This window comes from Pseudomonas sp. S12(2018), assembly GCF_024355235.1.
Taxonomy (GTDB): domain Bacteria; phylum Pseudomonadota; class Gammaproteobacteria; order Pseudomonadales; family Pseudomonadaceae; genus Aquipseudomonas; species Aquipseudomonas palmensis.
On the sequence record NZ_QLAD01000006.1, the window covers coordinates 177,386 to 191,979 of the forward strand.

Here is a 14,594-nt window from a genome sequence, read left to right on the forward strand (position 1 = left end):
ATACTCCGCAGGATAAGCGTTTGATCTCCACCGCTAACATCAACATGCGCTAAGGCATGGGGGTTGGCGGGGGTTGAAGCGTAGTGTTTGCTGGGCCAAATCCCCCGCGGTCTCCCTCAGAAACGCACCTCTTGGACCGAAAACTGGTCCGTGAGCCTTGCCCATTCCTAATGCCGGTTCGGCCCCACTGGCCGCATCGCTCATATGCTATCCCGGGCATCGCTCGTCATTACCACGGCCAATGATGGATTGGGCACAGTTTTATCTCAGGCCCCATCAATCAAGGGCTACAAGCCAGCAATCTAAGCTCCGTACCATTTTTGCATCAACTGCTTGGATCAGCCTACGAACGCTAACCCGTGCTACGTAAGCCTGAGCTACAAAATCGTGCCTCGCACCCCAACCTAGATTCACTGTTACCTGTGACTAGGCTATGCTCGCTCGCAACATCTAGCTTGCAGAGGACGCGCTATGACTCCAGACGAACTTCAGTACCCCAATCTTCAAAAAATACTCGGCACATACGAGGCAAAAGAAAGGGGCGAATCAATAGCGTTCCTGAACTGGTTCTTGGAGAACATCTTTAGGCTTGACCCCGTTGACGCAGACGACGCTATCTGTGACCGGCCTAACGACAGAGGTATTGATGGGATCTATGTGGATCACACAAAGCAAGAAATCATTATCCTACAAGGCAAACTAAAACAAAAAGAATCATCGATCGGCGACGCCCCCCTACGCGAGCTGGCCGGAACTATTAGCCAGCTCGACACCCCTGAATCGGTACAAGCTCTGCTTGATGGGGGGGCCAACCAAGAGCTTAAAACCGCTCTCCTCCGAAATGACATTAAAAGTCTTATCACCAACGGATATGTTGTGGTGGGAGCCTTTATCTGCAATCAGCCTCTTGACGTTAACGGCGAAGAATTTTTAAAGCAGCACCAAGCAATGAGAGTTTACGACCGAAACGTCATTGCTAGCGAATACATTGACATTAACAAGGAGGGGGGCGTTCAGGGCTCATTCTCCTTCGATACCTCCTACGTTTCACCGATGACCATAAACACTGGCGCGGAAGTAGTTACTTATATCCTTCCGGTTCAGGCAATTGAGCTCGTTCGACTAGAAGGTATTGACGACGGTTCGTTATTTTCTCAGAACGTGCGTCACTCCCTTGGAAACACTAAAGTCAACAAGGCACTGCGCGAGAGCGTTCTAGATAAATCCGAACACGAAAACTTTACTCTTTATCATAACGGCGTGACCATCCTGTGCAATGACGCTCATTCTGATGGTGAAAAATTAGTTATCACAAACTATGTAGTCGTTAACGGCGCCCAGAGCATCTCAACGTTCAGAAAATCCATGAACCATCTGAGCCAAGATTTGCGAGTTCTCGCGAAGATTATAAAAATCGAAGACTCAAGCCTTGCGAAAAAAATCACGATCAATAGCAACAATCAAAACGCCATCAAACCCCGTGATCTTAAGTCAAACAACGAGGTCCAAGTTCGTCTCCTCGAAGAGTTCCAAAAAGTAGAAGGCGGGATATACGCCTATGAAATCAAACGCGGACAAGAAATAAAGCCTGATAAAGAGGTAATCACTAACGAGGAAGCTGGCCGCCTACTCTTGGCGTTCGACCTTTTAGAACCTGAATCATGCCATCAGGTGTATAAGCTCTTTGATGATAAATATAACGATATCTTTGCAAGACCAGCAGTAACGGCACACCGAATAATCTTCCTACAGAAAATCATGGAAGTGATTATTCGCGCCAGTGAAAAAATCAAGTACAAGCCCCTATCAAAATACGGACTGACACGATTCTTTTTGCTATCAACGCTTGCAGACCTTATGCGTTCCGACCAACAGTCAGCGGAAATAGTCAAAAACCCAAGACTGCTGTTCGACTCTAAGAATCTGAAAAAATTCTTGGAGTCCATTGAAGAAGTCTTAGACTCCTTAATCATCGACCTTAACTTCGAGGTTGAGAGTGCGGGTGACCAATTCGACTACAAAGGCGACTTGAAGAGTCCTGCCAAAATTCGAGAGCTGCGTGGAAAGCTTCGTCGTAGCTACGAAAAAGATGTGGCGCGAAGCAAAGCAAAGGCATTGTCCGAGCTGATATAAGCACACCCCGATTGTGCTGGAGTATTAAGCTAAAAAGGCGCCAAAGCCCAGTACACGGGCTTTGGCGCCTATTTCGAACAAGTGCAGATGATGACTGAGGGGGCATTGGAAGGCATGTGCCGCTAAAGGCTTAGGCTTTGGCTGCAAGTCACATAGAATTCAAAGCTGGCTGGTGACATCACCTACCTCGACCCGCGCGCACCTGATAACACCACCTATTCCGAATATGGAGGCTACAGTGACTTCGATTAACTGGTTCTCCAATAGATTGAACGCGATAGCGTCAACCACATTCTGATGGTTGAAATCCTCAAAGCAAAGATAATGCAAATCGTAGAACAGGAAATCAATCAAGAGGTTTTTCGAGCACACCATCTCGTAGGTTGCGGTTCCTGCGCCAATTTCTTTGTACTCGCAAATACTGACGCGTAGCCTTGCAGACGTGGCAGCCGGCTCCCCTGCCATAGCCCTGATGGCAGATATCTCTATGATTTCTGCATCATGAAAACTGGGCCAGTAGCCCAGTGCTTCGATTAACTTCTCTGTGTTTTCAACACCGACGGGGCTTTGCATAAGAGTCTTTCCCTGAGAACTTGTTGCATTCCACCCGATATACAACGTGGGCCCCAAACAGATGAAAAGCCCCTGTTAGGTCACAAGGCCGGCAAGCGCGAAAAGTCGCTGGGGATCACCATGAATGGCCTGCAGCTTGACCCCACCGCACACGTCAAGCCCGCTGGCGATATCCGGTAACGAGCAGCACTACACCAGGCACCAGAAAGCCGACCGCGGTGTAGCCAAAAGCAGCTTGCCCAGAGGCGCCGACTGCGGCGAACGCGGCGCCGATCGCAATCAGTGGCGCCGCAGCGTAGTAGAACGGTTTGGCTTTATTGGCCATATCTAACCTCCTGTTTGACATACTTTTTTATAACACATCAGTCCGCCGAAAGGCGCGGGCCTAGGGAACTGTTGCCGTGGCCAACGAAGAACTGGCCGGGCCGCTGTGGCGGCGTGCAAGCACGACGGCAGTAGCGGCCCGCAGACAAGCATGCGGGCAAAAAGGAAGAAACCCGGGGATGAGCACGCTGAGGAGCAACAGGCCGTGGTACCGGGTTTGCGCAAAATGGCATCGAAATCAGCCACTCCCACCAGTCCTTTTGTGTTCCAGCCGGGTAAAGGCGGGATGTGGATCAGGCAGGCAGGTGTTACAATCAGGCACTTAAAGCTCGCGCTCAAGGCGCTGGGCATCCGTGAACGTCGGCAGTACGACACGCGCCACACCTACGCAACTATGTGCCTAATGGCTGGGATGAACCCTGCGTTCATCGCGAGCCAACTCGGCCACAGCGTCGAGATGTTGCTCTCTACCTACGCAAAATGGATCAGCTCCTCCTCGGATTGGAAGGAGCTGGAGAAGCTGCCGTCCCGTATCTGACGGGCCCAAAATCGGCCCCCAAAGGTCGGCGGCACCTAAACACACCTCTGGACACCCCGCAGGATAAGCACTTGATTTCTACCGCTAACATCACCATGCCGTCCTGCATGGGGCTCAAAGGGTGCTTATAGGTCGGTTTTATTGGGCCAAATCCCCCCCTACACCCCATCAAAACTCGGTGATTGGTATCAGAATTGGTATCACTTCAACGTGCCACTGGCGTCCTGCCGACAATTCCATCCCAACTCTCATTAACTTTTGTTGCTGCAGCTTCACAAGCTTTGGCGTGCGGCATTCTGAGCGTCCGCCCAACGCACCTTTCATAATTGAATGGGTGTCCAGCAGGTACTGAGCTTGCTCACTCGTCAAATGGGCTGATTGAATACTCGAGTTGTGCTTGAATGATATTTGTCAATCCCGCTATATCAGTCACCGTTGGGAGCATGAGTATTGTCACCAGAAAGTCACATCAAGATGGCTACGTCTGATTCCGCGTGGTCAGTTTTTCTGGTGTTTTTGCGCTTGGGACTAACGTCTTTCGGCGGCCCGGTTGCCCATCTGGGGTACTTTCGTGAAGAGTTCGTAGCCCGGCGCCAATGGCTTAGCGACCGCAGTTATGCCGATTTGGTCGCTTTGTGCCAATTCCTTCCGGGGCCTGCGAGTAGCCAAGTTGGCATAGGATTGGGACTGTCTCATGCCGGATTTTCTGGAGCTATTGCTGCATGGGCAGGTTTCACATTGCCATCGGCTCTAATGCTGGTTCTGTTCGCTAAGGGTATGTCCACTTGGGGAAGTGCTTTCCCAAGCGGTCTATTGCACGGCCTTAAAATCGTCGCGGTCGCTGTCGTCGCTCAAGCAGTCTGGGGAATGGCCCGCAATCTTTGTACCGATGTGCTTCGCGTGACTATCGCCGCATTCTCTGCCTGCGCTGCACTCCTGTGGCCCAATGCATTGGGACAGATTGGTGTGATCGTCTGCGCCGCCCTCGTCGGCTTGATGCTGCTTAAAACCACACAGCGCCAAGCCGCGGAATCTTTGGCGATCTCGATCACCAAGAAGGTGGGTGCGATCTCCTTGGTGGTGTTTTTCAGCTTGTTGTTTGGCCTTCCATTATTGATGCAGGTTTGGCCCTCTCAAACGCTAGCTATGCTGCACGACTTTTACCAGGCCGGTTCATTAGTCTTCGGAGGGGGGCATGTTGTGCTGCCGTTACTTCAGGCGGCAACGGTACCCAACGGCTGGGTAGCCAACGACACTTTCCTGGCTGGGTATGGCGTAGCGCAGGCAGTACCGGGCCCACTCTTTAGCTTTGCAGCATTTCTCGGTGCCTCCATGAACGTCCAGCCTTCTGGCTGGGTGGGCGCATCGGTGTGCCTCATCGCTATCTTTGCACCTTCATTCCTCCTCGTGATTGGCGCGTTGCCTTTCTGGGAGCAACTGCGGCATAGCTCTCGCACTCAGGCGGCGCTTGCAGGGGTCAACGCGGGAGTGGTCGGGCTTCTCCTGGCGGCCTTGTACAACCCGGTCTGGACGAGTGCCATACTAGCTCCCCAAGACTTCGGGTTGGCGCTGATAGCCCTTGTTGCCTTAATGTTCTGGAAGGCTCCTCCTTGGTTAATTGTATTGGGCAGTGGCTTGATCGGATGGTTGCTAAGTATTGTTTTTTAAAGAAAGCCAGCTAATTCAGCATAGCTAAGCCGCGCTCGTTCTATAGGCGTCAGCTGAACCAAGCTTGCGTGATAAAACAGGGGTTCATCTAAGCGGCAGAAGCTCGGCGATCTCGCTTGGCCGCTGCAAAGCGAGCCGACGATTTACTCTGCTGCACCTTCTCCAACCGAGTATCCTTCGACGTATATTTCGCACACTACTGTCCCATGGACACGCCGTCTCAATGACGAGTTGCGGGCCGCCCGCCCAAGGCGCTCAGCTGGTACTCGCTCACAGCCTGCATAAGTGACTCTGCCTCAAGGCGCAGGCACTCGACATCCTCAGCAGGAGCAAGTAATTCCAGCGCTTCGTGATAGCGCCGCACCGCATCCATCGCCTGCTGCATCAGCGGCTCACCCGCCGCCATCTTCTCCTGCAAGTCGTCCATGCTGTCCTCCGGTTTCGGTGAGAGCACTATAGGTCAACGCCTATTGGGCTCTGCAAAAGGGCAAAAGCATCAATGTCCGCTTACGGCCAGAACCGGACGGTCACAACATGTTCCAACTGATATCGATAAGAGGCAATCCCCTAAACGCTCTTGAGAAACCTATGCCATGCGTACTGGTTCGTATGTATCAATCGCCGTGTTGACGGTTTAGGGGACTGCATCAGGCGTTTGACGTGTGTCAGCGTCTATACTAATTTCGCTCTTTTGATCAGATTCACCCTTAATCACCGCACAGCCCACCAGGCAGAACACGTGAAACATTCGACACTTACTGCCGCGCTGCTCTGCCTATTACTTGGCACTCCCGTCAGGGCCGAGCAGTATCAGGTCGTTACTGAAGAGTGGGCGCCGTACAACTACCAGCAGAAAAATCAGCTCACCGGCATGGCCACGGAGATCGTTCGAGCCATAATGGCGCGGACCGGGGATGACTTTGAGATGGTGCTGCTGCCCAGTATGCGAAGCGCCCGTGCATTGAAGACCCGGCCCAAGACCATCATGTATTCACTATTCCGCACGGCAGAGCGCGAACCGCTATACAAGTGGGTCGGACCGATCGTGGAAGAGTCCATTCACCCCTATCAGTTAGCCAATGCGCAGCAGCCGGTGAATTCCTTGGAGCAGCTACTTCGCGCCCCAAAAATTACGACGAGACATGCCGGCCTGATACCCGAGACTCTTCAGTCGCGGGGCTTCAACAACCTCGAAAAAAGTGCAACCCAGAGCCTGCAGCTCTATCGCATGCTGCTAGCCGGGCGCACCGATATCATCATAGGCGACACCGATGCGGGAGTGGTTTACTACAGCCGCCAGTTGAACATCGCCCCCGGCACGCTGCGGCAGATTCCTATCGAGCTCTATCGCTCATCGCTGTACATCGCCTTCAGCCGCGACTGTGACGACGAACTGGTAGCCTCCTGGGCCCACGCCCTAGAGCAACTGCGCCACTCGGGCGAATTGGAGCGCATACAGGATCGATACGATTACCCCATCGGGCAATGACAGCGCGGAACCAGCGCAAGCCCGCTTCGCACTTATCCAGCTTCGCTCTCACTCAACGCGGAGGATAAGTCATGAACATTTTTGCAACACGCAGCCATCAGCCTTGGAAGTGAATGGCCGCATGGCGACGGTCGGTGTCAGGCCGTCGCTAACCGGCCAGTAGCAGCCGCTCGCAATCGGTAGTTTCCATACCGCAGCCGTCAGCCGTCGATCAATCTCGTGGAATCTGACCGCTCAAATAGCCAATGCTCGAAAGAAACACGTTGGTATCTCGATTAGAGCGCAGCCGAACGACGCGGCATGTTGATGGCGCCGTCGCCACCAGCTGCTGCATATTCACTCGCGCTGTTTTTTTCGTCCGCCACATAAATCTCAAAAACTCTGGCAGATTCGCCAGCAGTTCGGGGCAGTTGTCCGGCAAATCGGGCCGAGAGCTGCCGCGCTGAATCAGCGTTCTTAGCAGCACGCGCCAAAATCGAAGCGTCGCCGAACGATCAATCCATATCAAAAGATCTGCGCGCGCTACCCGATTCTCCCAAGTAACGGAATGGCCGCCTTCGAATATCCAGCGCGCACGAGCCTCGATCTCGGAACAAAGGCGTGTTTTCTCGTCCCGGCTTCGTTCAACCCACCCTGGCTGCCAGTGGATAGTGTCTATATGAACGACAGGTAAGCCCGTGCGCAGACCAAGCTCACGCGCCAAAGTGCTTTTGCCCGACCCAGGTTGACCAATAATCATCACCCGCTGCATCTAAGCTCCTTCTCGCCATACGCGCTATTTTTTGGGGGCGGCGATTTTACGCCAACCTCCAACCCCGTCAACAGGCAGCAAGCCAAGACTTGATTGTCGTGACGGTCCGCTTTGGGTCGTAAGCGGCCGCCTGGACTTGCCTCTCCCAGTTCACCGTCCGATATCTCTGACATACGCTTGGCACGCTCGTAGGGCTATTAGTCCGTCGTCACCATCCCCGGTGATGGCGACAATTCGTTGAGCATGCGCTGGGTCAAGTTCGGCTCGCGCGGTTCCATGAACCACGTCGCAGGTGCCGGTGGCGGCTGACACCCCACCGCCACTACCCTGGGCGGTGGCGGCGAGTAGGACTGACAGCCGCAAATCAGCAGTAGCCAGCCGATCACGCAGGCGATCCCGGGCTTTTTGTGCATCGCGTAATTCCTTGTGCTTGGTTTTTTCATCCGCCTGCAGGCGGTCCTCCAGGGCCCGACGGCGCTCCTGATCCTGCTGCAACTGATCGAGCACAGCGACCGCCGCTGCCTCGCGCTCAGTCACGTAAGTCTCGGCCTGCTTGGCCAGCAGTGTTTCGTAAGCGTTGGCCTGCCATAGCCATGCGCCAATGCCACCCATCGCGAGCCCCAGTAGCAAGGCCCGCGCGCGCGCGCCCCAGGCGATCACACCAGCCTCCCGCCGGCCGCGATGTAGTGCGCCAGCAGGTCATCCAGCTTGCGCTCATGCTGCCCGTACCCGGCGCCCGGCAGGCTGGCCCAGATGTTCCGGCACTTCGTGATCGCGGATTGGATGCGGCCGGCGTGCACGTCCGCCAGGGCGCCGCGCTCCTTGACCAGGTGCAGTGCCAGCTTGTCCTGGCTGATTGGGCCGAAGTCGGGCAGCTTGAGCAGGTCGCGGTAGTGCGGCCAGTAGCGCTGGAGTTGCTGGTACCGGCCTGCGGCCGTGGACTTCAGGCCCTTGTTGTTCACGGTCACCAGCACGCCAGGATGGGTGCTGTAGCTCTTGAAGGTGTTCGGACTGTCGATGCCGCCAACCACAATGTCATAGCCGTCGTCGCGGGTGTGCTTGCTGATCGAGGTGCCTTCGGACCAAGCGAGCATGTCGAGGAAGGCGAGCGCGTTCTTGCTGCCCGCCAGAGAATCGGAAATCTTGGCCATGGTTTTCTCCAGGCAAAAAAATACCGCCAGGTGGCGGTCGGTGGGTTGAGTGCGCGCGGGTCAGTCGGGCTCTGCAATGGCCTCTTCAAGCGCAGCCAGGCGTGCCTCGATGCCGGCGGCAATGAACAGGCTCAGTTCGTCGTAGCGGAAAGAGTAGAGATCGCCAGCTGGAACCGCTTCAGCAATGACGCAGGAGCGTTCGTGAGTGAACTCCCACAAAAGCCCATCAGCCTCGTTTGCCTCCCAATCGAAGGCGTCATCGCGAATCTGCGCCCTTGCGCCACTTTCTTCGTCGACGCTGTACAGTTTTCCCACACGCTCAACCTGGACGTTCTCTTCAGCGGCATCCCACTGGTCGTAACAGATGAAGCCATAAGCCATCGGATCAAGATTGTGATCCTGCATGATCTCGATGGCGCGCTGAACCGTCATGCCTACATGTAAACGAGCATCAGATCCTTTCTGCTCCACCATTTCCAACCATCGGTAGGTGCCAATCTCTTTACTCAGAGCCTTGGCGGCACTGATCTCGTCTGGGGTGAGCCCCTCAACAGGCGTCTTCTTCCGTGCGTCAGAAGTATTGATGGTGCCGCTGACAGCGTACACCTGAGACCATCTATAAGTTGCACTGCCCAACCCCACACCGTTGTTCGCCGAGGGGACAGGGTTGAATGCGAACCTCGCCAGCGAGTCAGCGATGGTAAAGGACATCATCGTACTGACAACGCTGCCAAAACCGGTGAGACGCTGCTGGAACTGAAAGGCGTTGCCGTTGAGTACTTGGTAGACACCGTTGTTGGTTTCGGTGGTGTCCTCCATCCAAAGGCCCGGCGCGCCGGTCTTGCTTCGAATGGCGTTGGTGAACGTTTTAAGGCCGCCTACGTCCTGGGTCGTGCTCACCCCTACTACGCCAAGGTTGGCTCTTGCTGCCGCATCAGTGGTGCCGCCAGTGCCGCCCTGGGCCACGCTGAGCGCCGTCGTCAAGCCAGACAGCGAGGTGATGTCGTTGTTGGCCCCGCGCGCCGCGGCGCCGATGTTTTCCCGAAGCTTCGGTGCAGTCGTGGCGACGCCGAGCACCGCCAGAGTCGAGCCGAACTGCTCGACGATCTGCCGAAGGCGGTCGGCTGCTTCTTTGACATACCCCTGCATGGGCGCGAGGCCGTAGGTGCCGGCCGCGATGGTGGCACCTTGATAGGCAGGATAAATTGAAAGCACTGTACCGCTTGCGATGTTCGTTACTTCATACCAACGGCCATCAGGCCCCTGCAAAGCATCGCCGACGCGAGAGTTCGCTGCGAAGTTTGTACCGGCACCGGTTACGGTGGTTTGTCCTGCCGCGATTGCGACCTTGCCTTCTCTGTACCAAGGCATAAATTCTCCAGGCAATAAAAAACCCGCTGCGGCGGGTAATGTTGATTTTCGAATGCGACTGTTATGTCCCTGGCAAGCGGGCAAAAACAGCTCCGGGCTGACCCAGATCACTCCAGCCCGTGGTCCCGACTGAATAGATTTGCAGCCGGTTGATTGAGTAATTGAATCTTGCACCACACCAATTTGTGAGGATCTGGTTGGGCGCCATGAGCCCACGAGAAAACGGGTTGATCATGAAGTACTCGTCCGAAGCCAGAGCCCCCACAGCGGCGCACAGGTAGTAGTAGGCATTCCCCAGTGCCAGCTGGACCATGCCCTGATAGCTCCATGAGTTTGTGGCCTTGGTGAATATGATCGGAGTTGACCCGGAGTCGTAGATGATGACTCCGGCCTCGTCCCACATCCTCAACCCCCAACTCGCTGCTGAGCGGCTGGCAAATACAGCTGCAAACCACTTCCCGGTGGGCCGCCAGGTCACATTGCCGCTCTCGAGCCTGAAGCCTGTCCAGTTGCCTGGAGAGCCGGTAATTGTCATTTCCCGATAGAGAATGTCTGGCTGGCTCGGCGAGTTACGAATGAAGATGCAGGGCGGCTCGGTCGTTCTTATCGGGGCCGGGAATGAGACGACTACAGTGCTTGAGCTTGTCGCGGAGTAAGTCCCGCTGTACAGCGCGCACAGCCTGGGGTTGTCGGAGTCGATCTGCACGTAGTCATCGTCATTTCTAACGTAAAGTCCAAAGCTCAATTCTTGAACCTCATTACAAGAAGACGAAATTGAATGTGCGAGCCGGAATCCTCAGTGCCGGGCTGGTTCGGGTGCTTTGATCGCACGGTCACATTGCCTACAGCCACCCTCATATAGGGCATTGCGTTTTCGTTGAACTCGTTTTTGCGTGCAGTTGTTGGAAGGATCACGGCCGTGCATGTTGCCGGGTTGAACCCTGAAATGGGGACAGAAACGACTGCCCCATTTCCCGTCAGCGTGTAGGTTTGGCTGTGAAGCACTTGATAGGTGAAGCTGTCGGTATCAAGCTCTACAACACCATCTTCACTGAATGTCCTTAGACCGTAGCTCATGCCGTCAGATCTCCAAGTTGCACGCGCAGCCGGTCATTGCTGTCGAAAACCTTCACGGCACGGTGCGTGATCGTGAGCCGTCCCTGCCCCGCGATAGCGCCGTTGATCTCGAGCGTTCCGTCCTTGTTCAGTCGCCAGCCTTGGACGCCCGGCACGTAGTTCGTCGAACTGATGAAGCTCCCGATCTTGGCGTTCGTGATCGTGCCGTCAGCGATGAAGGCTGCCTGGATAAACGTCTGCCCATCCTGGATCGCGAAAAACGATGCGGGAGTGCCGTTGATGTCGTTGACCACGGCAAACCTGTCGGCATTGATGATGAACTGGCTCTGCAGGCCCGCTGGTCCGTTCTCGATGCCTAGGCCGATACCGGCGACAACGTACTTGCCTTGCGAGTTGAGCTGCATCTTCACAGCCCACATCGTCGAGGCCTTTTCATCGGCATTGGCCTGGGCCTGGCTGATCGTCTGCACGGCCGCCGTCGTATCATTCATCGTTGCTTCGAGCGTCTCGGTCTTGCGCACGATGACTTCATCGCGAGAGGCGCTGACCTTCACTTCCTCTGCAAATGCCGCAGTCGCGTCCCACTGGTGCAGCGCGCCGGCCAGATCGCCTTCGGCATCGTCGTCGCGAGCCGACGCGCGCAGGGCTTGCAGGCTCTCGGCTGTCGCCGTGGTCTTTCCGTCAACCTCAGCGATCTTCGTCGTGTTGGCGGTGACCTGCTGTGCAAGGCCGTTGGCCGCTTGCACAGACTGACCAACATCGATCCAGAGGTTCGCGTTCGGCGGAGAATTTGCACCCGAGGCATCGGCAGGAACAGGGCCTTTTGCCTGGTAGATCCGACCATCGACCACGACCATCTGGTCTTTCACGTATGGCTCACATGGGTCGTATGCCTTGAGCCCGTCCAGCGCATCGATCTGGTCTTGCAGGCCATCGATCTTGTCGATGAGCTCCTTGCCCAGCTCAGTCTCGCCAATTTGCCCTGCAATGAGGTCGAGGATCGGCGAAGCATCCATGCCGCTCTGCCCCAGTACGCCGTTGTCCACGGGATACCATGGACCGATGTTGCCGGTGCGGTCGACGAGGCGTGCCCAGAAGAAGAACGACACGCCCGCAGCCAGCCCCTGCAGCATGAAGTCACGCTGCGGGTAGGCCAGGTCGGTGAGTTTCGTGGCCACCGACAGGTCATTGCTTGGGCTGTACCAGATCTCTGTGCGTTGGGTGTCTTCTGCGCCTTCTGGGAAGCCCCAGCGCAGGCCGATGGCGAAAAGCTCGCTCGATGCGTTCAGGTACGACACCGCCGGCGGTAGCCCCTCCTTGCCCTTGAGGTCAGTGAGTATCGAGTCTCGCCAGATCGACGAGATATCGAACGCGCTGACTGCGCGAACCCGGGCGAGGTACTGACCGGCGTAGATGCCAACCACATCGACTGACGCGGGGCCGGTGCGTTGAAGCCTGATCCAGTTGCCATTGTCCTTGCGCCACTCGACGTCGTATCCCACGGCCCCTTCCACCGCAGGCCAGGCAATGGTCATCGTGCTGACGGCCAGGCCCTGGCTGATCGCGTAGTCCGAGGTCAGGGTGACGCTCGCCGGCGGCGGAACAGTGGTCACCGGGATGACGCTGATTGGGCGCTCCTCAAGCTTGGCGCCGGTGTCGATCGCTGGAAACTTGCTCGGGTTGAATTCCAGCCCGGTGATCTCGTACTCGCCCTCGGCGGTGCGCGCAGTCTTCAGTACGCGAAACAGCTGGATGGCCAGGTCGTCGGCATCGATTGCCCACTGCAACTGAGGCTCCGGCTGCACGCTGTAGGCCGTGGTCACGGTCACGGCGCGTCCGGCAACCGACTGCACGGTACGGCCTTGGGCACTGCCGTTTGGCAGGTTGATAATCAGGCGGTCGCCGGCCTTGATTTGGGTGTCGCGGTCCAAGGTCACGACCTTGCCGACAGCCGCGGCGATGCGCCCGCCGTTCGGGCGGCCAGAAAGAAGCTCATCCGCAACCGGAATGACGTGCCCAGGCAGCGGAATGCGTCCCTCCATGCCAGTTTTGAAGGTGACAGTCCGATCCTGGTTGTTGCTCAGCAGCGCCCACTTGCCGCGGCGCTGGGCCTCGCTGGCCCTGGTGCAACCAATAGCCGAGATCTCGATCGGACGATCCTGGAAGCGGCGCTGCAACGTCAGGTCGGTGACCGGGATCACGTCCGTGTCGTAGTTGTTGCCGGGGTTGTCGTAGCTGACCAGGGCCCGGCTGTAGTGCGTGCTGCGCTCGGCGCCGCCATAGGTGAACTCGCCATCGATGACGTTCGCTCGAGTGAACACATAGTCGAAGTCCTGTGCGCGTGGCATGTCGGCCTGCATGAACAGCGCGCCCTGCGCCCAGTACACCATGCCTCGGTAGATGGCAGAGAGATCACGCAGCAGCGTCCAGGCCTCGGCCTTGCCCTGCAGGTTCAGGTCGCACAGGAAGCGAGGTTCCTGCCCTCCGACGCCGTTTGGCACCCGCTGGTCGCAGTACTGGGCGATGCGGTACATTTCCCACTTGTCGACCATCCACGACTTGATGCGCTTGCCCAGGCCGAACCGGTCTTCCACGCACAGGCCATAGGTGACGAATGCAGGGTTGTTGGTCCACGCCTGCTTGAAGGTGCCGTCCCATGTACCGGTATAGGTGCGGGCAATCGGGTCGTAGTTGGTAGGCACTGGCCAGCGGCGCGCCTTGCACTTCACCGTCACAGACGGGATGTTCTGGAACTGCTCAGCGTCGAACTCGATGTAGAGCAACGCAGTGTTCGGATAGCGCAGCTTCTGGTCGATGATCTCGGTGTAAGCCGCAATCATCATGGTGTCGGCGATGTTGCCAGCGTTCCGATTGGGTGTGAGGCGGCGAACGCGAACAACCCATCCTGTGGTCGCGGCCGGCAAATCCACGCGCACTGACCGTTGGTAGCCATTGCTGGTCTTGCCGCTTACCGAGTTGCGGTGTGCTTGAACGAATGCGCCACCATCGGTGGCGATGTCGATCGCATACTCGATGGTGTAGCCGTTGGTGTCGCCAGAGCTGGTGTCTTGGCTGAGCAGGCGTGGCCAATTGAAACGCAGGCGTATTGCCGACAACTGAGTGTTGCTCAGCGCACGCGTCCATGGCTGTTCGCTGCGCAGTTCAACGCCAACCGAGGTCTCGCTCTCGATCGCAGGAATACCCTTGATGTAGCTTTGCTCCACAGTGCCGCGACGGAACTCCCATTTCACGCCCGGGAAGTTCATATTGCCGCTGGCATCTTGGATTGGTGTGTTGTCGAGGTAGATATCGCGCGCTGTCGGCGTTCCGTCGAATTCGCCCTCGCCCACCGCCAGAAGTATCTTGGCGATGTTGGTTGACCGCAGGCTGTCGGGGGCCTCGTAGGGAGCCTTGGGCTTCTTGCTGCCGCCTTTGGCGCCAGTGACGTCAGGTGGGAGTGCTGCGCCCATGCTTTCCTCCGGGCAATAAAAAACCGCCCGAAGGCGGCTTGTCGTCTGT

At 56.6% G+C, this 14,594-nt stretch carries 14 protein-coding genes; 4 read left to right on the forward strand and 10 right to left on the reverse strand.

The window, feature by feature from the left end; all coding sequences use genetic code 11:
* The first annotated feature begins 471 nt into the window (after positions 1-471).
* The gene (locus DN388_RS15785; protein WP_123752661.1) at positions 472-2,133 is read left to right on the forward strand and encodes an AIPR family protein; all 1,662 of its coding nucleotides are present in this window, start codon (positions 472-474) and stop codon (positions 2,131-2,133) included.
* 159 nt (positions 2,134-2,292) lie between these two features.
* Here the strand turns inward: DN388_RS15785 and DN388_RS15790 are convergent, their stop codons facing one another.
* Positions 2,293-2,706, reverse strand: a complete 414-nt coding sequence (locus DN388_RS15790; RefSeq protein WP_123752660.1) for an Imm50 family immunity protein — start codon at positions 2,704-2,706, stop codon at positions 2,293-2,295.
* Between the two features lie 154 nt (positions 2,707-2,860).
* Positions 2,861-3,031, reverse strand: coding sequence for a hypothetical protein (locus DN388_RS15795; RefSeq protein ID WP_177346323.1), 171 nt, complete (start codon positions 3,029-3,031; stop codon positions 2,861-2,863).
* A 225-nt stretch (positions 3,032-3,256) separates the two neighbouring features.
* Between DN388_RS15795 and DN388_RS15800 the strand changes: the two genes are divergently transcribed.
* Entirely contained in the window at positions 3,257-3,568 is a 312-nt protein-coding gene (locus DN388_RS15800) for an integrase (RefSeq protein WP_255001316.1), read from the forward strand.
* Between the two features lie 474 nt (positions 3,569-4,042).
* Positions 4,043-5,236, forward strand: a complete 1,194-nt coding sequence (gene chrA / locus DN388_RS15805) for a chromate efflux transporter (protein WP_229590258.1) — start codon at positions 4,043-4,045, stop codon at positions 5,234-5,236.
* Positions 5,237-5,456: 220 nt separating this feature from the next.
* On the opposite strand, the gene DN388_RS15810 is transcribed toward chrA, so the two are convergent.
* Positions 5,457-5,663: a hypothetical protein gene (locus DN388_RS15810; protein ID WP_123752658.1), complete on the reverse strand. Its 207-nt coding sequence runs from the start codon at positions 5,661-5,663 to the stop codon at positions 5,457-5,459.
* 312 nt (positions 5,664-5,975) lie between these two features.
* Between DN388_RS15810 and DN388_RS15815 the strand changes: the two genes are divergently transcribed.
* Positions 5,976-6,725, forward strand: a complete 750-nt coding sequence (locus DN388_RS15815) for a transporter substrate-binding domain-containing protein (protein ID WP_255001053.1) — start codon at positions 5,976-5,978, stop codon at positions 6,723-6,725.
* Positions 6,726-6,936: 211 nt separating this feature from the next.
* On the opposite strand, the gene DN388_RS15820 is transcribed toward DN388_RS15815, so the two are convergent.
* From DN388_RS15820 to DN388_RS15850, 7 genes are all read right to left on the reverse strand, one after another.
* Positions 6,937-7,476, reverse strand: coding sequence for an AAA family ATPase (locus DN388_RS15820; RefSeq protein ID WP_229590072.1), 540 nt, complete (start codon positions 7,474-7,476; stop codon positions 6,937-6,939).
* A 150-nt stretch (positions 7,477-7,626) separates the two neighbouring features.
* Positions 7,627-8,088, reverse strand: coding sequence for a lysis system i-spanin subunit Rz (locus tag DN388_RS15825; protein ID WP_229590257.1), 462 nt, complete (start codon positions 8,086-8,088; stop codon positions 7,627-7,629).
* 44 nt (positions 8,089-8,132) lie between these two features.
* The gene (locus tag DN388_RS15830; protein ID WP_229590071.1) at positions 8,133-8,627 is read right to left on the reverse strand and encodes a glycoside hydrolase family 104 protein; all 495 of its coding nucleotides are present in this window, start codon (positions 8,625-8,627) and stop codon (positions 8,133-8,135) included.
* A 60-nt stretch (positions 8,628-8,687) separates the two neighbouring features.
* Positions 8,688-9,998, reverse strand: a complete 1,311-nt coding sequence (locus tag DN388_RS15835; RefSeq protein ID WP_255001318.1) for a tail fiber domain-containing protein — start codon at positions 9,996-9,998, stop codon at positions 8,688-8,690.
* Positions 9,999-10,059: 61 nt separating this feature from the next.
* Positions 10,060-10,704 carry a hypothetical protein gene (locus DN388_RS15840; protein ID WP_196932260.1) on the reverse strand — a complete coding sequence of 215 codons (645 nt, stop codon included), beginning with the start codon at positions 10,702-10,704 and terminating at the stop codon, positions 10,060-10,062.
* Positions 10,705-10,739: 35 nt separating this feature from the next.
* The gene (locus DN388_RS15845; protein ID WP_255001057.1) at positions 10,740-11,075 is read right to left on the reverse strand and encodes a hypothetical protein; all 336 of its coding nucleotides are present in this window, start codon (positions 11,073-11,075) and stop codon (positions 10,740-10,742) included.
* Positions 11,072-14,545 (reverse strand): host specificity protein J, encoded by a 3,474-nt coding sequence (locus tag DN388_RS15850; protein ID WP_255001059.1) that lies wholly within the window; start codon positions 14,543-14,545, stop codon positions 11,072-11,074. The genes DN388_RS15845 and DN388_RS15850 overlap by 4 nt, the downstream gene beginning before the upstream one ends.
* Positions 14,546-14,594 lie beyond the last annotated feature (49 nt).